We start from the raw sequence: 18,887 nt of genomic DNA, 5'->3' as shown, positions 1-18,887 counted from the left end.
ATTTAAGCAGTGGTTTCGCCCTTGGCGTAATCGAAACGATGCAATAAGTTCTGCCTATGCCGTTTCGTCGCCGTAAACCCGTTGGACCCCTTGAAAGACTGCGCGCCGTTCTCTGGCCGAGCATGGGCTTTCGCCGTTCGCTTCGTTATCTGAAGCTGAGGCTCGTGCGGCTGTCGGCATCTCCCTACTCCGTGGCGGCGGGCGTTGCGGTGGGTGTGGCAGTCGCATGGACGCCGTTTCTGGGCGTGCACATCATCATCGCCATGGCGATTGCTTTCGTTTTGCGCGCCAACCTTGTTGCTGCCGCTCTCGGCACGACCTTTGCAAATCCTCTGACATTTCCGCTGATTTGGGCCGCGACATGGGAACTCGGCCATGTCATGCTCGGGCGTAACGGTGACAATGTTGCCGGGCAGTTGGATTTTGTCTCCATTTTCAGCCACATGAACTTTCTCCATTTGTGGGGCCCGGTGCTGGAACCCATGACGGTTGGCGCACTAATTCCTGGAACGCTGTCTGCCGCCGTCGCTTATTTCAGCGTTTACGCCATCATTCGCGGGGTCAGAGCGCAAAAGCACCAGATGCTGACGCAGCACGTGGCAACCCGACAAGCGGCATTGGGTACAAGTGAATGATCATAGGCATGGGCAGCGACCTCATCGACATCAGGCGCATCGAAACCTCTCTCTCGCGATTTGGCGACCGCTTCACCCAACGTTGTTTCACAGACATCGAACAGGCCAAGTCCGATGGACGGAAGAACCGGGCAGCGTCTTACGCCAAACGTTTCGCTGCGAAGGAGGCCTGTTCGAAAGCGCTTGGAACAGGGCTTGCACAGGGCGTTTTCTGGAAAGACATGGGTGTCGTGAACCTGCCGAGCGGCAAGCCGACGATGCGGCTGACCAATGGCGCGGCAACACATCTTTCAAAGCTTTTGCCGGACGGACACGAGGCGGTTATTCACCTCACCATCACCGATGAATTTCCTTATGCGCAGGCGTTTGTGATTATCGAGGCTCTCCCGGTAACCAAATAACGTCAAATTCCGTCGCCAAGGCGGTTTAGGCCTAGTGCATACGATGGAAACGCTTCCCTTTACCCTTGAAAGGTTCTAGAGAAGTCCGTCGAAAATGAAGAACGAGCAGGCAGGTCTTAAGTGTCCGAAAAAGCTGAAAAGAAGCAAAGCGCCCTCTGGGAAAACGTCAAGGTCATCGTGCAGGCGTTGCTCCTGGCAATGGTCATCCGCACCGTCCTTTTCCAGCCTTTTACCATCCCGTCCGGCTCCATGATGCCGACGCTGCTGGTGGGTGACTACCTGTTCGTCAACAAGTTCTCCTACGGCTATTCGAAATATTCGCTGCCGTTTTCGCCTGATCTTTTCTCCGGACGCATTTTGCAGTTCAGCGAGCCAAAGCGTGGCGACGTGGTGGTGTTCCGCCTGCCGCCAAATCCCGATGTTGACTACATCAAGCGCCTTGTCGGTCTGCCGGGCGACCGCATTCAGGTCACAAACGGCGTGCTGTTCATCAACGGTGCTCCAGTTCCGAAGCAGGCAGACGGCGCATTCACGTCTGACTATCGTGCTGATCCGGGCGCAAACGTTCCGGTTTTCCGCGAAACATTCGATAATGGCGTGACGTTCGACACGCTCGACCAGTCCCCTGACTCCCGTGGTGACAATACGCGCGAGTTTCTGGTCCCCGAAGGTCACTACTTCATGATGGGCGACAACCGCGACAATTCGCTGGACAGCCGCTTCGACGTTGGTTTCGTGCCTGCTGAAAATCTGATTGGCCGCGCAAGCGTCATCTTCTTCTCGCTTGGCAACGATACGCCATTCAGCCGAGTCTGGGATTGGCCCGCCAATATGCGCTGGGACCGCCTGTTCAAGGGCGTGAAATGAGCAAGGTCAAGTCGCTTTCGGCGGAGGAAATCGGCCGTCTGGAAGCCCTTATCGGATATGAATTCAAGGAAAAGGCCCGGCTCGACCGGGCCTTGACCCATGCAAGTGCNAGCGCTGNCAAAACCGGAAATTACGAACGGCTGGAATTTCTCGGCGACCGCGTGCTGGGCCTGTGCGTTGCCGAACTGTTGTTCACCACGTTCCGCAACGCCACCGAGGGCGAGCTTTCCGTGCGTCTGAACCAGTTGGTCAGCGCCGAGTCCTGCGCAGCTATTGCCGATGAGATGGGTCTGCATCTGTTCATTCGCACCGGTGCCGACGTCAAGAAACTGACCGGCAAGGCTATGCTGAACGTGCGCGCCGATGTGGTGGAAAGCCTCATCGCCGCCATTTACATCGATGGTGGTCTGGAGGCAGCACGCGCCTTCATTTTGAAATACTGGAACAAGCGTGCCACCAGCGTCGATGCTGGACGCCGTGACGCAAAGACCGAACTGCAGGAATGGGCGCATGCGAAATTCGCAGCCACGCCCCTTTACAGGATTGACGACCGCACCGGACCGGATCACGATCCAAGCTTCACGGTGACGGTGGAAGTGCCCGGCGTGAAGCCGGAAACGGGCGTTGATCGCTCCAAACGCGCTGCCGAGCAGGTTGCTGCGACGAAATTATTGGAACGCGAAGGCGTTTGGCAGAAATCCTCTGCCGCAAACTGATTGGATACCCNATGACCGAGCATGAGATTGACGCGACGCCGTCAGAAGAAACCGTTGCAACCAGACCGACCCATTCCGGCTTCGTTGCGCTGATCGGCCCGACAAATGCGGGCAAGTCGACCCTGGTGAACCACCTCGTTGGCGCCAAGGTTTCCATCGTTAGCCACAAGGTGCAGACGACGCGCGCCGTGATGCGCGGCATCGCGATCCACAACAACGCCCAGATCGTGTTCATGGACACGCCCGGCATCTTCAAGCCCCGCCGCCGTTTGGACCGCGCCATGGTCACGTCCGCATGGGGTGGTGCCAAGGACGCCGACATCATTCTCCTGCTGATCGACAGCGAGCGCGGCCTCAAGGGCGATGCACAGACCATCCTCGAAGGCCTGAAGGATGTGAAGCAGACGAAAATTCTCTGCCTGAACAAGATCGATCAGGTCCAGCGTGAGGATTTGCTGAAGCTGGCGTCTGCTGCAAACGAGATCGTCAATTTCGACCGCACCTTCATGATTTCTGCGACCAATGGTTCGGGTTGCGACGACCTGATGAACTATCTGTCAGACGAGTTGCCGGAGGGTCCTTGGTATTATCCGGAAGATCAGATTTCCGATCTGCCCATGCGCCAGCTCGCTGCTGAAATCACCCGCGAAAAGCTGTTTCTGCGGCTGCACCAGGAGCTTCCCTACGCATCCCACGTCGAAACGGAAACGTGGGAAGAGCGCAAGGATGGCTCGGTGCGCATCGAGCAGGTCATCTATGTCGAGCGCGAAAGCCAGAAGAAGATCGCTCTTGGCAAAAACGGCGATGCCATCAAGGCCATCTCGTCATCTTCGCGCAAGGAACTTTCGGCAATTCTCGAACAGACCGTACACCTCATCCTGTTTGTGAAGGTGCGCGAGAATTGGGGTGATGACCCGGAACGTTTCCGTGAAATGGGTCTCGAGTTTCCGCGGAACTGATTGTCCACGGCGGAGCCGGTTCGGTTTCCGGGTGAATGCTCTGATAGCCTTATTGATTTCGTTGTTTATGGATCATCATGTCGCCCAAAAAGCCAAACGGAATGTCGACTACGCCCTGCGAGCAGTGTCCTTTGCGCGGCCTCAAATATTTCCGTGACTTCACGCCCACGGAGCTGGATTTCGTCTCCCGCTTCAAAACCGGTGAGCTTTCCGTGGAGCCGGGCGCGATCGTGTTGATGGAAGGCTCTCACAGCGCCCATCTCTATACGATTTNGCAAGGTTGGGGCTTTCGCTACAAAACACTGGAAGACGGTCGCCGCCAGATCCTCAACTATCTCATGCCGGGCGATCTCGTAGGCTTGCAGGGTACGGTGATGGGTGAAATGCAGCACTCCGTCGAGGCTTTGTCTCCCATCACGCTTTGCGTTTTCGAGCGCGGACGACTGAACAGCCTTTTCGGCGACCATCCCTCGCTTGCCTATGACATCACCTGGATCGCGGCCAGCGAAGAACGCATGCTGGACGATCACTTGCTCAGCATCGGACGACGCACGGCATTGGAGCGGGCTGCCTATCTTCTGGTTTTTCTTTACAACAAGGCTGTCAGGGTAGGGCTTCTGGAAANGAATGGTCCTATACCGGTCACACAGCAGCACGTCGCAGATACACTCGGACTGTCCATCGTTCACACCAACAAGACGTTGCGCAAGCTCGCAGACCGGGAATTGATTCGCTGGACTGACAAAGGCTGTATCGTGCTGGATGATGCAGCCTTGGCGCAAACAGCCGGCTGGGAACCGGATTTCCGCAATTCCAGGCCGTTTATTTAGAAAAACCTGATGTAAATCCGTTCCTTTTTGATATGTCTTTTTNAAATGACGTAGGCAGAGTGATCTGCGATGTCATAGGAATTGGTTCCGTGAATGTTCACGGATTTTTTNGCCACGCCATGCGTGGCCAGAGAAAGATAAAATATGTTGCCTCAACGGGTTCTCATCGTAGAGGACGAGTATCTGGTTGCCATGGATGTCGAAAGCTCTCTTCAATCCATGGGCGTAAAANCCATCGATATCGCCACCACCTTGTTTCAGGCCAAGGAAGTCCTTCTGAAGGCGAAACCTGACTGCGTGCTGCTTGACGTCAGCCTTTCGGATGGCATGAGCTATGAGCTTGCACGTCATTTGAGAGAATATTCGATACCGTTCGGCTTCGTCAGCGGGTATGGAGATACCAGCGGCTTTCCTCCGGATTTCGCTGACTGCCACCTTCTGGACAAGCCGTTTGGCGAGCTGGAGTTGCGAGCATTCGTTACGAAAATCATGGCATAACGAAACCAAGCGCTCCTGCACCGCACCTGATATAGTCGGGCGTGAATCGGCATATGAGCAAAACAATCCCATGCAGTGGCAGGACGATGCAATCATTCTTGGCGTAAAGCGTCACGGCGAAACAAGTGTTATCGCCGAGTTGATGACGCGCACGCGCGGGCGCTATCTCGGCCTCGTCCGCGCGGGGCGCTCACGCAGCATGCAGCCCGTGCTTCAGCCGGGAAACAGGGTGGATGTCATCTGGCGTGCGCGACTGGACGATCACTTGGGCGAATACCGGATAGAACCTTTGCAATTGAGGGCTGGTCAGCTGATGGAAACCGCGACCGCCGTTTACGGCGTGCAGGCCATGGCCGCCCTGTTGCGCCTTTTGCCGGAACGCGATCCGCACCCCCATCTTTTCGAAGCCCTCGATGTCATCCTCGACAATCTCTCCGATCCTGCCGATGCGGGTGAACTGTTCGTGCGCTTTGAGCTTGCCGTGCTGGATGATCTTGGCTTCGGGCTGGATCTGAAGGAATGCGCAGCAACCGGATTGCGCAACGATCTGGTCTATGTTTCGCCAAAAACCGGCAGGGCGGTGTGCCGCACTGCGGGTGCACCCTATGCTGACAGGATGCTGGCGCTGCCGGAGTTTTTAAGCGATGAGCATTCCAAGGCAGCAAACAGCGAAAGCCTCGCCGCGGCCTTTCGCCTGACAGCATATTTNCTCAATCGACACGTGTACGAACCGCGAGGCCTTAACGAGAATTCCACGCGTGATGGTTTCGTTCAGGCGGCATTGAAGGCGTTGGACAAGGCCGGCTGACGACCGTTTCTATGCTATTGCTGGCCTGACGACCGCCCGTTCCTCAATCGGCCAATGCACCACGGCGGCAAAAAGTCCCATGGCAACGCCCAGCCACCACACTATGTCGTAGGAGCCAAGCTTGTCGTAAAGAAAGCCCCCCAGCCAGACGCCGAGGAACGAGCCGATCTGGTGCGACAGAAACACCACGCCGCCGAGCATGCCGAGATGGCGTGTGCCGAACATGATGGCGACAAGGCCATTTGTCGGTGGCACGGTGGAAAGCCAGAGAATACCCATCACAGCCGCGAAANTAATGACCGATAGTGGCGACTGCGGCAAAAGCAGAAATGCGGTAACGGCAATCGAACGACCGATATAGATATATGCCAGAAGATAGGGCTTGGAATATCGCTGGGCAATAAAACCTGCTGCCAGCGATCCGGCAATATTGAAGAAACCGATCAGGGCCATGGCGATGACAGCATAGCGTGGCTCGATACCAATATCGCCGAGATACGCCGGAAANTGCGCAGTGATAAATGCCACCTGAAAGCCGCAGACCAGAAAGCCCGTCGCCAGCAGCAGATAGCTTTTGTGTCCCAGCGCTTCTTTTAATGCTTGTCCTGCCGTCTGCTGAAACTGAGCCTGAGATTGTGTGCCGGATGAGGAGTTGCCGCGCAACGGCCATGCCAGCAGTGGCACAAGCAACATCATCGCCGCTAGCCAGACGAGGCTGTCAGACCATCCATAGTTGGTGATCAATCCCTGGCTGATGGGTGCAAAGATGAACATGCCCGCAGACCCGGCAGCCGTGCCGATACCGAACGCCATGGAGCGTTGATCCGGCGTGACGTGACGCGCAAAAGCCGAGAGAATCACACTGAAGGAACCCGCAGCGATGCCAAGCCCGACGAGCACGCCGCCGCCAATATGTAGCCACAAGGGTGAAGTGCCGATCGACATGCAGACAAGCCCTGCAGCATAGACCAGGCCTGAGAGTACCAGCACTCGCCCAGTCCCGTATTTGTCAGCCAGCGCCCCGAAAAACGGTTGTCCCAGCCCCCAGAAAAGGTTCTGCAGCGCCATAGCAAAACCGAAGGTGGAGCGATCCCAACCCGTATCGGCCAGCATCGGTAGCTGAAAGAAGCCCATCGCCGAACGGGGACCAAAGGTCAAAACCGCAATCAGCGAACCAGTCGTTATGATGAGCCACGGCATCGGGTTGGTGGAAGAGGCGGCGATACGGGACAAGGGCATTATCTCCAGACAGGAAATGAAGTTTACATTTTGCCGAAGTGTTTCACCAACGACTTTTCTTGACCCCTATATCAAGGCTATTGATGAGCAATGTTGATGTTGGAGAATGCGCGATGAAACAGAACATCTATGACGATCCGGGTTTCTTCTCCCGCTACAGCGCGATGCCGCGCTCTACCGGAGGATTGGAGCAGGCAGGGGAGTGGCATGAGCTGCGCGCGATGCTGCCGTCCTTCGAAGGCAAGGAAGTTCTGGACCTGGGGTGCGGTTTTGGCTGGCACTGTCGCTATGCCATGACGGAAGGAGCAAGCCGGGTGGTCGGCGTCGATCTGTCGGAGAACATGCTGGAGCGCGCAGCAGAGATCAACGGTGGACCAAATATCGAATACCGGCTTGGGGCCATAGAGGATATCGGCTTTCCATCAGAGAGTTTCGATATCGTCCTCAGCTCGCTTGCTCTGCATTACGTGCGGGACCTCGAGGAAAGCTTCAAGACAATCTTCGACGTGCTCAAACCGCAGAGCGCTTTTGTCTTTTCCATCGAGCATCCGGTGTTCACGGCGCTGGAAAAGCAGGACTGGTACTACGGGAAAGACGGCGAGGTGTTGCACTGGCCGCTGGACAACTACCAACAGGAGGGCGAGCGCCATTCCAACTGGATGGCGGATGATATCGTCAAGTATCATCGGACGGTGTCGAGTATCGTCAACGGGCTGATCGCCGCTGGTTTCGCGATTGAAAAACTGGCCGAACCCAAGGCCGATGCGGCCTTGATTGCGGAGCGACCGGACATGGCAAACGAAAATCGCNGCCCGATCTTCCTGATCGTGGCAGCCAGAAAGCCCTGATCAGCCGCGCCTCTTGAACGCCCAGCCTTCCGGGCGTTCCTCGACAATCGTCGCAACGTCCCCCACCGCGATCGATCCCTGGCCGCGCGGGGTCACGTTCCATCCGAATAGCGGTCCGGGTACGCGGCGGTCGGCGGACATGCGCAGGCGGCCCATGGCTTTCATGGGGGATGGGCCTTCGCGGGAGCCGGTTTTTTGGTCCTGGGTGGTCATGATACAGCGCGCGCAGGGTTTGACGAGATCGAAGCGGATGCCGTTGATGGCAATTGCCGCCCAGCGGTCCTCGGCCCAGGGATCATCGGTTTCCAGCACGATATTGGGGCGAAAGCGCTCCATGCCGACACTGTCTTCACCGTTGGCGGCCATGTTTTCGTTGAGTGCAGTCAGCGATGCGGTGGTGGTGACGAGGATCTGATATCCATCTGCGAAAGTGACAGGCGTGTCGTTGCTGGTCCATTCGAGATTTGCCGTGCGGCTGGACTGCTCATCGAAGAAGACCAGCTTCATATCCCGGCCAAACCAGCTGGACAGCGCCGCATTGACGTCATCGGTTGCCACGGCGCTGCTGACGATGGAGTTCCACACCGTTGCATCGATGCGCGTGTCAGAGGGCGTGGCGATTAGATGCCCCTTGCCATCGATGGAAAGATGGAGGCCTTCTTGCCCGGTTTTCACCGTGAGCGTGGCGATTTGTGGCAACTCGCGCTGGGTGATGAAGCGCCCGGCGGGATCGACCAGCATGGCGCGTCGGTCGCCGGGCAGGCCCTCGGCGCTGATTTGGCTCTCGGCCAGCGAAATGCCACGAGCGCTTTTCAGTGGGTAGATGTTGAGTTCGGTAATGCGCATCATGGCCTCATATCTCATCCAGAAACAGGTCGAGCACCTGCTGCAACCGTTCGTGCCGCGTTTCGGCGATCTGTCGTCCGGTTTCTGTCTGGAAACCTTCCGTCAGTTTGAACAGCTTGTTCTCGAAATGGTCGATGGCAAAGCGCCGGTCGTCAAGCGGACGGTTTTTNGCCAGGGGATCGGCGGGATCGTAAAGTGCTGACCCCAGACGTCCGGCGACGTAGAAGCAGCGGGCAGCGCCCACCATGCCGATGGCATCCAGCCGGTCCGCATCCTGAAGGATTTTNGCCTCCAGAGTTTCAGGCGGGATATTGGCGGAAAAACTATGGGTCAGGATGGCGTGTGCGACAGCTTCGATGTCCGAATCGTTCCAGCCCATATCACGCAGAATGCCCGAAGCTTTTTCCGCCGCAAGCCTAGAGGCCTGTGCTCGCAACGGCGAATTTTTTNCGACGGCAACGCAATCATGCAGCAAANCACTTGCTGCCAGCACCACGCCATTGCCGCCCTCCTGTGTGTGAATGCGCATGGCATTGCGGAACACGCGGTGGATATGCGCCAGATCATGCGATCCGTCATCACCTTCAGCCGCATGCGGTATCAGCGTTTCGGCAAGCTGCTCGTAAGGCGCAAAGGCATTTGCCTGCATGTGATTCCCCCGTCTTGACCGTTGCTTTTAAGACGCGAGGAAAGCAGGCGCAATTACCCTTGCGCTTCCTCCGCTTTGGGTTGGGCGGTCAAAATCTTCTGGTAGAAAAGACCGATGCCGATCAGCACGACGCCGAGGCCGATGAAGGACAAAGCGCGTAGCACGCCTTCCAGATTGCTCATATCGATCAGGAAAGCCTTGGCGACGGCAAGAAACACCAGAGCCGCCGAGGCCAGCCGCAGGCTTTTCGCATTGAAGCGCGACCCGAGAATGAGCAGCAACACGCCAATGGCCAGCCAGACGACGGAATAGCTATAGGTTTCTCCCTGAAGGAAGCCCTTCCAGTCCGCTATGTTTTCGCCCTGCCAGAACCGGCGAACCGACAGTGTTGCCCACGCAAAGCCGAGTGCCGCACCGGAAAGCGCCAGCAGCGTGACATAAAGCGCAGGGCGTTTGCCGCGTGCATACCAGGCCAGACCGCCATAGGCCACCGCCGGAAGCAGGTAGCCGATCAGCAGCAGATTGAGGAGCGGCCACGGCCCGGTGCTTTCACCGGTAAAGTAAGGGTTGAGGGCAAAGAAATGCGCCACCAGCACATTGAACATGGCGATGACGCCCGCTAGCATCGAGCCGTAACGAAAAATCGGGCTTGGGCTTTTCATATCAAGCGTCATCAACACGCCGGACATGCCGATGGTCAGCAGCGTGTAGATCGACTGTTCGCCCAGCGTCGGCACGGTATCTGACAGAACGCCGCCGTTCATGGCATGGCGAACGAGGATGGCGATAGCCAATAGCCCCATGAGGCTGGCAATGGCTTGCAGGAAGTTGCGCACACGCACGCCGGGCCAGCCGCGCAGCAACCATGCGGATGCGATGGCAAGCAGGGCCGGAACGCCGTATCCCGGCAAAAGCGCGTTGAAANCAGGCGTCGTCCCAAGGTTCTGCGGACCGACGATGGTCGGCTCCCAGGCGATGCGGCCCAGTACGAAAAGGCAGGCCAGCGCCATGGTCCACGGCAATGCCGCCCAGGAACTGCGTTGTGCTCCAAGCACATAGGCAAAGCCAATGACGGGAATGAGAAGGGTGGTGGCAAGCCCTGACGTCAGCGTGTGAACGGTGAAGGTGAAAGCCAGGAAGGAGCCGAGAACCATGACATTGATGGGCGCGATGAAGGCGTCATCCCGTTTCAGGTCCAGCCGGTAGGCGCCACCCAGCAGCACCAGGCCGATCGATAAACCATAGGCCGCATGCAGCCAGTCGCGGGTAAGATTGCCAAATTCCACGAAACTGATGATGCCGAGACCCAGCGGAACGACCGCGCCGATGATGGCCCAGAGAGTTCCGAAAGAGGGGTCTTTCGATGTCTTCCGTCGTATCGCCTCGAAGGAAAACAGGAGAAAGAGAATGCCCATGATCCGGGTCACGGGTCCCTGCACCGCATCGTTGATACCGACGGCGGACAGCGTCGTAGTACCATCACCCAGCGTCGGCAGGTAATTGACGCCGAAGCCTGCCAGCAGATTGGCGCAGCCAAGAGCTGCCAGCGATGCGAAGATGGCGGGCCAGACGGCATGGTTGCGCCCCGCACCCATTGCTGCCAGACCCAGAACGAGAACCGCCATTGCAAAGGCCGGATGCATCGTTACACCGGTTTCTATGACAGAAAATGCGAGAGCCGGTAACACGATGGCCAGAGATAGGGTTACGTTGAGATTGGACGGCGGCCTGCTCAGCAATTCCGCGATAGCGGGGAAATAGCTGTCCGAACGGGGCGCATACGTGCTGAGGTTGCGGGGTTGGCCGTGGTATTTNCCGGGCCAGACCCATATCGAACCGGCAATCATCGCAACAAGGCTGGCGATGACGGGTTCCGCCTCGATAACCGGCGTAAATATCATGTAGCCAACGGCCCAAAGGCCAAGGCCGACATTGGCAAGTGCGGGAACGAAGTGCCAGCGCTGTGTACGGGAGGCAGCCGCTGTGGCAAGCCATGACACGGTAAGAAAGCCGAACAGCGCCCAGATATTCGGGCTTTCGGTGGAAATCAACGCCGGTGTGACCATGGAGCCGAGAAGGCCGAGCCCGGCAAGCGCCTGACCATGCAACAGCGACAGGGCCAACGTTGCGAAGGCGACCAGCGCCAGAAGGATGAACGCGGTCGTGGGGCCGATATAGTCGTAAATACCGTAGGCGGCATAGGTAACGCCGAACAGGGTCAGTGCGCCCGCTGCCGTTAATACCCCCGGTATCATCGCGTTGGAGTATGCGGTGGCAATGCCGGGAACCGCCTTGCGACGGATCGCTTCGCCGGCCGCGGCCAGCAAGATGCCAAAGATTGCCGCCATGGCAAGGCGGACGGCAGGGCTGATAAGACCGCTCTCGATGGAGTATTTGACAAGGAAAATGCCGCCGAGCGCCAGCGCCAGACCGCCAGCCCAAACCGCCCAGCGTGCGCCGAGCTTGCTCTCGAAGCTTTCCTTCGGACGAGCGGCTGCTGGAAGCGTGAAGGTTTCAGCGTCTTCTTCCGTCAGCTTCTCATCAGGGACAGCCTGTGCGGCAACAACCGGGGTTTCTTCGGATGCATCGTGTGGCGCAACATCAGCCTGGAACGCTGCGGGCAAAGTTTCCTGTTCTTCTACGGCTGGCGCGTCCTGCGTGGGGAGGGCGACCACCCCGCCAGCAGCGATCTGCGCTTTCAGCTTCGTCAACTCCGATTCGACAAGCAAAAGCCGTCTGGAGTTTTTGATGCTGGCATTCAACGTGTAAANGAAGGCAACGACGTAGCCAACGATAAGCAGAAACAGGAACAGTGTCATAAGAACCCCGAATATGGTCCTGTTTTTNAAGCCTTTTCTAACGGCTTATGCAAGGCCGGTTGTGGGTGTCGCACTTATCCACCGCTTGGCAAGTTCGACATCGTCCAGCCCCAGTTCATGTCCCAGCGGCAGAACCGTCACTTCGGCATCGGCGCCGCTGCGGATCAGGTGCTCCCTCAACGCGTCGGCTCTGTCGCGGTAGCGGTCCGTTTTGCCCGCCGCCAGTGTCAGGCGTTTGCCGGAGAGATCGGCATCCGGCCAGTGCGTCAGCACCGGCATTGGTCGCAAANGTAGGGTATCTGCGGCAAATTCGGGGTAAAGCGCAAAGAAGGCGGCGAGGAAATTGGCGCCGTTGGAATGGCCGATGAAGCGCAGCTTTGCCTTATCGATATCATAAACGCGCAGGGCATCATCCATGAAGGCGGCAAAGGCTTCCGCTTCCGCCACGATGTCCTTCTGATCGAAGGTCGAATCGGCAAAGCGCCGAAACCAGCGAGCAATGTCTTCTTCCGTGCTGCGTCCGCGAACGCCGAGCAGCGTCGCATGCGGATTGGCCTTGTGAGCTAGAGCCATGAGGCTGGTTTCACTGCCGCCGGAACCGTGCAACAGAATGATTGTGCTGCCATCCGGCTCGGCAGGCGTGTAGAACCGGTGCACGAAAGGCAGGTCGCGATAGATGACGCGTTCTTCTCCGGGCATCGAAAACTGCGGTAACGCCACGCGCACATCCTCTTCGTCGCGCATGAAAAGCGGCGGGATGAACAGTTCCTCTCCCAATGTTTCCAAAGGTTCATCCACCGTCATGCCAGGCGCATCGGTCGCCATTTCGATCAGCACATCACCGGGTTCTCTGACGTAGAGAGAGGAGAAATACTTGCGGTCATGCGCGTTGGTGGTGGAGGAGTTGAGGGATTTCAGCGCCCGAAGCGTTTCGTTCAACTCATCCATATCAGCGGCACGAAAAGCGATGTGATCGACCGTGCCGGTGCCGGGCGCGCTGGACCAGAAGCCCGTCGCATCCCGGATATCGATGATGTCGCCCGTTGCTGACGCCATACGGCGAATGGCGCCGTGCTGGCTGTTGCGCTCATAGCCGAAATACCGCGCCAGAAAGCGCTCGGTTTCCTCCGGCACTTCGCTCAACATCGTCGCACCACGGATGCGACGAATGGCATGTTCCAGCGGAATGCCGGGCGCTTCGTGTGGCGTTGCGATAGGGAAGGCGGTGGTGCCGACCAGCTTGAGAATAAGGCCGTCAGGGTCTTTCAGACGAATGACGGGTTCACCGAATTCCTCCATCGGACCTTCGGTGCGGATGCCCGCAGAAAGTGCCCGTGTCAGCCAGAAGCCAATGCTGGCGGGGTCGATGGCAAGCGAGACCTCCAGCGTCTGGCCATAGCCAACCCGGCCGCGCGCGCCGTCCTCCCAGACGAGAAAGGTCATGAGAGAACCGGGCGAGGCGGCGTGATCGCCGTAAATCAGGTGAAGCTGCATGGCATCTTCAAAACCGGCAGTCCGCTTGACCAACCGCAGGCCGAGAAAGCCCGCGTAGAAATCCACATTGGCCTGCACCTTGCGGGTAATCATGGTGATGTGGTGGATGCCAAGGCCTGATGCCATGAATTTGTCTCCCGTGTCTCTGTCTGCATCCTATGTCCTTCGGCGCGGGGTTTTTCGCAATCCCGTGATTTGAGAACGATGCGTCTCCATTGTGAACAATCGCGTGACGATGATGACGATTTGCTCAAATACACCCTTCTAACGCTCATCAAAGCAGCGATGAGACTATAATTTAATCATATCTTTTTCGTGATCAAAAANTACGCTATTAGCGCTTGCCATCCCGGAAGAAATTGAGTTGTATGGCCTCAATATAAAAANTGCCTCCAGGGGGAGTATCGGATGTTGAAGCGTAGGCTGTTTGCAAGAACGGCGGCTATGGCCGCTCTTGGTATGTTCGCAGGTATCTCGATACCATCAGCGCCAGCCTACGCGGAAACACCCATCAAATTTACATTGGACTGGAAATTCGAAGGTCCATCTGCCGGTTTCCTGCTGGCGCTGGACAAGGGCTACTTCAAGGCCGAAGGGCTTGACGTGACCATTGACAGCGGCAACGGCTCGGTTGAAGCCATTCCGCGTGTCGCGACTGGGNCCTACCAGATGGGCTTCGGTGACATCAATTCCGTCATGAAGTTTCTGGACGAAGACCCCACCCAAAAGGTGAAGGCCGTCTATATGGTCTATGAGCGTCCGACATTCGCGGTCGTCGGTCGCAAATCCCTGGGTGTGACGGGCGATCCGAAATCCCTGGAAGGCAAGAAGCTCGGCGCGCNGCCGCCGGATGGCGCCTTTGCTCAGTGGAAGGCGTTCAAGCAGGTCGCGAAGATCGACGACAGCAAGATCGACATCCAGTCCATCGGCTTTCCGGTTCGTGAGCCGATGCTGGCGAAAGGCGATGTGGACGCCGTTTTCGGCTTTGCCTTTTCGGTCATCCTGAACCTGAAGGCCCAAGGCATTGCGGATGACGACATTTCCACCATTCTGATGGCAGAACATGGTCTGAATCTTTATGGCAACTCCGTGTTGGTAAACACTGATTTCGCAGAGAAAAACCCGCAAGCCGTGAAAGGCTTCCTGAAGGCGCTGGCAAAGGGCTTTGCCGACTCGGTCAAGAACCCGGAAGAGGGCGTAGCAGCGGTCTTGAAGCGCAATGAAACGCTCAACACCGACATCGAATTGCAGCGCCTGAACATGGCCAATGCCATGAACATCAAGACACCCTATGTCATCGAAAACGGCATGGGCGGGGTTGATCCTGCCCGTCTGGCAGCTTCCATCGAAACGCTGAAAGTCTCGGTTGGATTGAAGGGCAATGTGAAGGCTGAACAGGTCTTCGACGCCAGCTACCTGCCGCCGAAGACAGAGCGCATGCTGCCTTGATTGGATAAGGGTAGCCCACACACCGCCCCGCTCGTCATGCTCGGGCTTGACCCGACTAATCGTTGCGTTTGTCTCGACGGTTGGATCCTCGGCTCAGAGCCGAGGATGACGTAGAATATCGGGTAACGTTTCCGACACCTCCTAAACGCACTGAAAATTGGAACTATAGGAACAGGCATGCCTCATCTCGTCGAAATCGATGGTGTCGACATGCGCTACGGTGGCGCTGCCGGAACACTTGCCGTGTCGGGCCTCGATCTGACCGTTGACAAGGGTGAGTTCGCCGCCGTCGTCGGCCCTTCAGGTTGCGGCAAGTCAACCTTGATGAAGCTCGTTACCGGTCTGCATATTCCGCAAAAGGGCCACGTCATCGTTGCTGGCAGCCAGGTAACGAAGCCGGTGTCGATCGTCGGCATGGCGTTTCAGAACCCCACCATGCTGCCATGGCGCACGACGCTGGAAAACATTCTGCTACCGCTGGAAATCGTTGAAAAGCACCGTCGCAGGCTACGGGCGAACAAGGCGGAATATGTCGCCAAGGCTGAGCACCTGCTTGATATCGTCGGCCTCAAAGGCTTCGGCTCGAAATTTCCATGGCAATTGTCAGGCGGCATGCAGCAACGCGCCAATCTGTGCCGTGCGCTGATCCATGAACCGGAACTGTTGATGCTGGACGAACCCTTCGGCGCTCTGGATGCCTTCACACGCGAAGAACTCTGGTGCGTGATTCGCGATCTGCATGCAGCCCAGGGTGTCACCATCATCCTCGTGACGCATGATTTGCGCGAAGCGACATTCCTGGCTGACAAGGTCTTCGTCATGAGCGCGAGGCCGGGCAGGGTGTTGGCGCAACATCATGTGCCTTTCGCACGCCCGCGCCAGCTTGATCTCATGTATGAGAAGGACTTCAACGACATGGTCCAGCGCCTTCACGGTGAAATTGCGCAGGCGAGGGTGCCTGCATGAGCGCTTCAGCCCAGCCAAACAAGCCGCTGATGGACCGCATCAATTGGGTGAAGGCCGCGCCCTGGCTTTATACGCTGACGTTGTTTCTGCTCTGGGAGCTGTCGGTCTACGCGCTGAAAATGCCCCAGACCATTTTGCCATCGCCGGTGCGCGTCGGGCAGGCCATCATTCAATACTGGTCGCCGATCTGGAAGAATTCGCTACAAACGCTTTATACGACGACGCTCGGCTTTGCGCTTGCGGTCGTTGCAGGTCTCGCTATTGGCCTTTTCATCGGCTGGTCAAAAACCATTTATGCCGGGCTCTACCCGCTGATGATCGGTTTCAATGCCGTTCCCAAGGTTGCGCTGGTGCCCATTCTCGTCATCTGGTTCGGCATTGGCACCGTGCCTGCGGTGCTGACGGCGTTTCTAATTTCCTTCTTTCCCATCGTCGTCAATGTCGCCACCGGTCTTGCCACCATCGAGCCTGAGACCGAAGATGTGCTACGGGCGCTAGGGGCCAAGAAGATGGACATCATGCTGAAGGTGGGCATTCCGCGCTCCATGCCCTATTTCTTTGGCTCGCTGAAANTCGCCATCACACTAGCCTTCGTCGGCTCTGTCGTCTCGGAAACCGTTGCTTCCAATTACGGCCTTGGCAATATGATGAGCTCAGCCCAAAGCCAGTTCAACGTTCCCTTGGTGTTCGCTGGCCTGCTGATGCTGGCGGTGGAAGGCATTGCCATGTACGCGGTCATGGCCTGGATCGAAAAACGCATGACCGGCTGGGCACACCGCTCGACCATGGGGCAGTAATCACAAAAAGGCCGGTCATGATCGGCCTCCTGTTGCATGTTCTACTGCGCGGGTTGTTCGCTGATCTGCGCATCCCTCTCGTCGAATGCCAGCTTCAGTGACTTCGTCACCGCACGCGTTGTCACGAAGAAGTTTTCGCTGCGCGCCCAGTAACGCAAGGTCAGGGTCGCACTGTCATTGGTGACGGTATCGATGAACGTCGTGGGTGCCGGGTCAAGCAGCACACGGCTGTCCGAACGAGCGATGTCCAACAGCATATCCTGCGTCTCCTTGAGGCTCTCGCCCTTCGGTACCGTCACACTCAGCTCGTGACGACGGGTGGGAAAGCGGCTGTAATTGGTAATCGGCACGTTCCACAAGGTGGAATTCGGTGCCAGGCGGTAAAGCCCGTCGCTGGTTTTCAACTCTGTGGCAAACAGGCCGATTTCAACGACCGTACCAGTTACGGCACTTGTTTCGATATATTCGCCGACGCGGAAAGGACGCAGAACCAGCAGCATGATGCCTGCCGCAATATTCTGCAGCGTGCCCTGAAGTGCCAGACCAACGGCCAGACCGGCTGCACCGAGCGCGGCCAGAATCGAGGCGGTCTGTACGCCGAATTGTCCAAGAACCATGACCAGGACGAGGATGAGGACGATGTATCTGACAGCACCTGAGAAAAACCGTGCCAGCGTTTCATCGAAACCGCGTATGCGCGAAAGACCCTCAAAGGACCAGCGCTGCAACAGCATTGCGGCAATCCAGCCGACGATAAGGAGAAGGATAGCCCCGACGATCGAGAAGGAATATTGAACCATCAGTGCGCTTGCCTGGCGCAATGCCGCCTGAGATGCGACGAGGATATCGGTAGCCTGCTGGTCCATAAAAACTGCCTCTGTTCAATGTGTTTAATTTCGTAACGAACGATACCCGGCAGAGTTCCGCTTTTTTNGCGATCACGCCTGAAGCGGCAAAACGAAAGGTACGTTGCCATCGGTATCCGCACCGCGCCCTATCGTCTTGATCGCCGCGATCAGCGCGCCGCCACGACCCAGCAAACGGTCGCCGATTTCAATAATACGGGTGTTGGGCGTGGCGAAGGGGGAAACGCTGCGAAGCCGCGCGGCCAGAACAGCATCGTCCTGTTCCGGGTGGACCGTCAGCGAGACGATGACGGCCGCTGCCGGGGAGCGGGAAATGCCCATCCAGCAATGGACCAAAAGCGGCGCGGATTGATCCCAGCCATGAGCGAAGTCGATCAATTGCTGCACATGCACGTCATCGGGTGCGATCAGCTTGTCGGTGCCCTTGAAGGAAATATCGTTCATTTGCAGCGTCAGATGGCGCTCGGCAGCGATGACGGCAGGGCGGTGAAAAGCCTGCTCCTTGGCGATCAGCGTCACCATTTCGCGTGATTTGTGACGAACAGCCATTTCCGCAATTCTGGAAAGCGGCGACACAACGATAGCACTCATGGCTTTTCTTTTCTTAGCAGTTCGATGGTCTCGAAGCGTTCGACGAAACGGCGTTGTGCTTCCAGCGCCGGCATCGGGTCGATGTCGATCATGTCTTTGGTGATGCCGCGTGGCAGTCCGAAAAACTTCTGCGCCTCCACCATCGAAAACCCGGCAAGCTCGGTCGCCTCAAAGTAAGCCGCCACCGTGTCTGCCTTCTTGATGCGGTCTTTCAGATCGCGGCTGGCATGCGGCGGCAGGCCGAAACGCAGATGCACGGCCGCCTCCAGCCGCTTTTCCACACTCTTGTATCCGCCACCCACCACCGATTTGAAGGGGGAAATCATATCGCCGATGACATATTCCGGCGCGTCATGCAGCAGCGCCATCAACATGTGCTCGGGCGTAGCCCCTGCATCCATGCGGCAGAAAATGGTCTCGACGATCAGGCTGTGTTGAGCCACCGAGAAGGCCTGGTCGCCGCGGGTTTGGCCGTTCCAGCGTGCCACGCGCGCAAGGCCGTGGGCGATATCGGCAAGCTCGACATCGAGAGGAGAGGGGTCCAGCAGGTCCAGTCGGCGGCCGGACAGCATGCGTTGCCACGCACGCGGAGTTTTCGCAGCCGCCACC

General features: G+C 57.5%; 20 protein-coding genes. 12 read left to right on the top strand and 8 right to left on the bottom strand.

Annotated elements, in window-relative coordinates; genetic code table 11:
* The first annotated feature begins 56 nt into the window (after window positions 1-56).
* The 8 genes from CUC55_RS18610 (at window position 57) to recO (ending at window position 5,714) form a co-directional block, all read left to right on the top strand.
* Entirely contained in the window at window positions 57-635 is a 579-nt protein-coding gene (locus CUC55_RS18610) for a DUF2062 domain-containing protein (RefSeq protein WP_067644078.1), read from the top strand.
* Complete coding sequence (acpS, locus tag CUC55_RS18605; RefSeq protein ID WP_067644075.1) at window positions 632-1,036, top strand: holo-ACP synthase; 405 nt, start codon at window positions 632-634, stop codon at window positions 1,034-1,036. The genes CUC55_RS18610 and acpS overlap by 4 nt, the downstream gene beginning before the upstream one ends.
* Before the next feature lie 120 nt (window positions 1,037-1,156).
* A complete protein-coding gene (gene lepB, locus CUC55_RS18600; protein WP_067644071.1) occupies window positions 1,157-1,903 on the top strand; it encodes a signal peptidase I in 747 nt (248 codons plus the stop codon).
* The gene (gene rnc, locus CUC55_RS18595) at window positions 1,900-2,619 is read left to right on the top strand and encodes a ribonuclease III (RefSeq protein ID WP_103088752.1); all 720 of its coding nucleotides are present in this window, start codon (window positions 1,900-1,902) and stop codon (window positions 2,617-2,619) included. Before lepB ends, rnc begins: the two co-directional genes overlap by 4 nt.
* Window positions 2,620-2,630: 11 nt before the next feature.
* The gene (gene era, locus CUC55_RS18590) at window positions 2,631-3,578 is read left to right on the top strand and encodes a GTPase Era (RefSeq protein ID WP_067644065.1); all 948 of its coding nucleotides are present in this window, start codon (window positions 2,631-2,633) and stop codon (window positions 3,576-3,578) included.
* A gap of 77 nt (window positions 3,579-3,655) precedes the next feature.
* Window positions 3,656-4,408, top strand: a complete 753-nt coding sequence (locus tag CUC55_RS18585) for a Crp/Fnr family transcriptional regulator (protein ID WP_103088751.1) — start codon at window positions 3,656-3,658, stop codon at window positions 4,406-4,408.
* Window positions 4,409-4,552: 144 nt separating this feature from the next.
* The gene (locus tag CUC55_RS18580; protein ID WP_103088750.1) at window positions 4,553-4,906 is read left to right on the top strand and encodes a response regulator; all 354 of its coding nucleotides are present in this window, start codon (window positions 4,553-4,555) and stop codon (window positions 4,904-4,906) included.
* Window positions 4,907-4,976: 70 nt separating this feature from the next.
* Window positions 4,977-5,714 (top strand): DNA repair protein RecO, encoded by a 738-nt coding sequence (recO, locus tag CUC55_RS18575; protein WP_103088749.1) that lies wholly within the window; start codon window positions 4,977-4,979, stop codon window positions 5,712-5,714.
* 9 nt (window positions 5,715-5,723) lie between these two features.
* On the opposite strand, the gene CUC55_RS18570 is transcribed toward recO, so the two are convergent.
* Complete coding sequence (locus CUC55_RS18570; RefSeq protein ID WP_103088748.1) at window positions 5,724-6,953, bottom strand: MFS transporter; 1,230 nt, start codon at window positions 6,951-6,953, stop codon at window positions 5,724-5,726.
* Window positions 6,954-7,036: 83 nt separating this feature from the next.
* Here CUC55_RS18570 and CUC55_RS18565 point away from each other — a divergent pair, with 83 nt between their 5' ends.
* Complete coding sequence (locus CUC55_RS18565; protein WP_425352866.1) at window positions 7,037-7,801, top strand: class I SAM-dependent methyltransferase; 765 nt, start codon at window positions 7,037-7,039, stop codon at window positions 7,799-7,801.
* Here CUC55_RS18565 and CUC55_RS18560 read toward each other — a convergent pair whose 3' ends face one another.
* The 4 genes from CUC55_RS18560 to CUC55_RS18545 all read right to left on the bottom strand — a co-directional run bounded on the left by CUC55_RS18560 (window position 7,802) and on the right by CUC55_RS18545 (window position 13,735).
* Window positions 7,802-8,647, bottom strand: a complete 846-nt coding sequence (locus tag CUC55_RS18560) for an MOSC domain-containing protein (RefSeq protein ID WP_067644286.1) — start codon at window positions 8,645-8,647, stop codon at window positions 7,802-7,804.
* A gap of 7 nt (window positions 8,648-8,654) precedes the next feature.
* Window positions 8,655-9,296, bottom strand: a complete 642-nt coding sequence (locus tag CUC55_RS18555) for an HD domain-containing protein (RefSeq protein WP_103088746.1) — start codon at window positions 9,294-9,296, stop codon at window positions 8,655-8,657.
* A gap of 53 nt (window positions 9,297-9,349) precedes the next feature.
* Window positions 9,350-12,115, bottom strand: coding sequence for a DUF2339 domain-containing protein (locus CUC55_RS18550; RefSeq protein ID WP_103088745.1), 2,766 nt, complete (start codon window positions 12,113-12,115; stop codon window positions 9,350-9,352).
* Between the two features lie 45 nt (window positions 12,116-12,160).
* Complete coding sequence (locus CUC55_RS18545; RefSeq protein WP_103088744.1) at window positions 12,161-13,735, bottom strand: VOC family protein; 1,575 nt, start codon at window positions 13,733-13,735, stop codon at window positions 12,161-12,163.
* A gap of 282 nt (window positions 13,736-14,017) precedes the next feature.
* Here CUC55_RS18545 and CUC55_RS18540 point away from each other — a divergent pair, with 282 nt between their 5' ends.
* The 3 genes from CUC55_RS18540 (at window position 14,018) to CUC55_RS18530 (ending at window position 16,821) form a co-directional block, all read left to right on the top strand.
* Entirely contained in the window at window positions 14,018-15,058 is a 1,041-nt protein-coding gene (locus CUC55_RS18540; RefSeq protein WP_103088743.1) for an ABC transporter substrate-binding protein, read from the top strand.
* Window positions 15,059-15,235: 177 nt separating this feature from the next.
* Entirely contained in the window at window positions 15,236-16,024 is a 789-nt protein-coding gene (locus tag CUC55_RS18535) for an ABC transporter ATP-binding protein (RefSeq protein ID WP_067644040.1), read from the top strand.
* Complete coding sequence (locus CUC55_RS18530; RefSeq protein WP_103088742.1) at window positions 16,021-16,821, top strand: ABC transporter permease; 801 nt, start codon at window positions 16,021-16,023, stop codon at window positions 16,819-16,821. The genes CUC55_RS18535 and CUC55_RS18530 overlap by 4 nt, the downstream gene beginning before the upstream one ends.
* A gap of 41 nt (window positions 16,822-16,862) precedes the next feature.
* On the opposite strand, the gene CUC55_RS18525 is transcribed toward CUC55_RS18530, so the two are convergent.
* The 3 genes from CUC55_RS18525 to CUC55_RS18515 form a co-directional block, all read right to left on the bottom strand.
* Window positions 16,863-17,687: a mechanosensitive ion channel family protein gene (locus CUC55_RS18525; RefSeq protein ID WP_067644034.1), complete on the bottom strand. Its 825-nt coding sequence runs from the start codon at window positions 17,685-17,687 to the stop codon at window positions 16,863-16,865.
* A gap of 72 nt (window positions 17,688-17,759) precedes the next feature.
* A complete protein-coding gene (locus CUC55_RS18520; RefSeq protein ID WP_067644031.1) occupies window positions 17,760-18,278 on the bottom strand; it encodes a tyrosine phosphatase family protein in 519 nt (172 codons plus the stop codon).
* Window positions 18,275-18,886, bottom strand: a complete 612-nt coding sequence (locus CUC55_RS18515; RefSeq protein WP_082760123.1) for an HD domain-containing protein — start codon at window positions 18,884-18,886, stop codon at window positions 18,275-18,277. The genes CUC55_RS18520 and CUC55_RS18515 overlap by 4 nt, the downstream gene beginning before the upstream one ends.
* Window position 18,887 lies beyond the last annotated feature (1 nt).

Source organism: Agrobacterium bohemicum, from assembly GCF_002896715.1.
Classification (GTDB): domain Bacteria; phylum Pseudomonadota; class Alphaproteobacteria; order Rhizobiales; family Rhizobiaceae; genus Agrobacterium; species Agrobacterium bohemicum.
The sequence above is the reverse complement of the archived record's forward strand: the minus strand, read 5'-3'. Positions and strand labels throughout refer to the sequence as shown.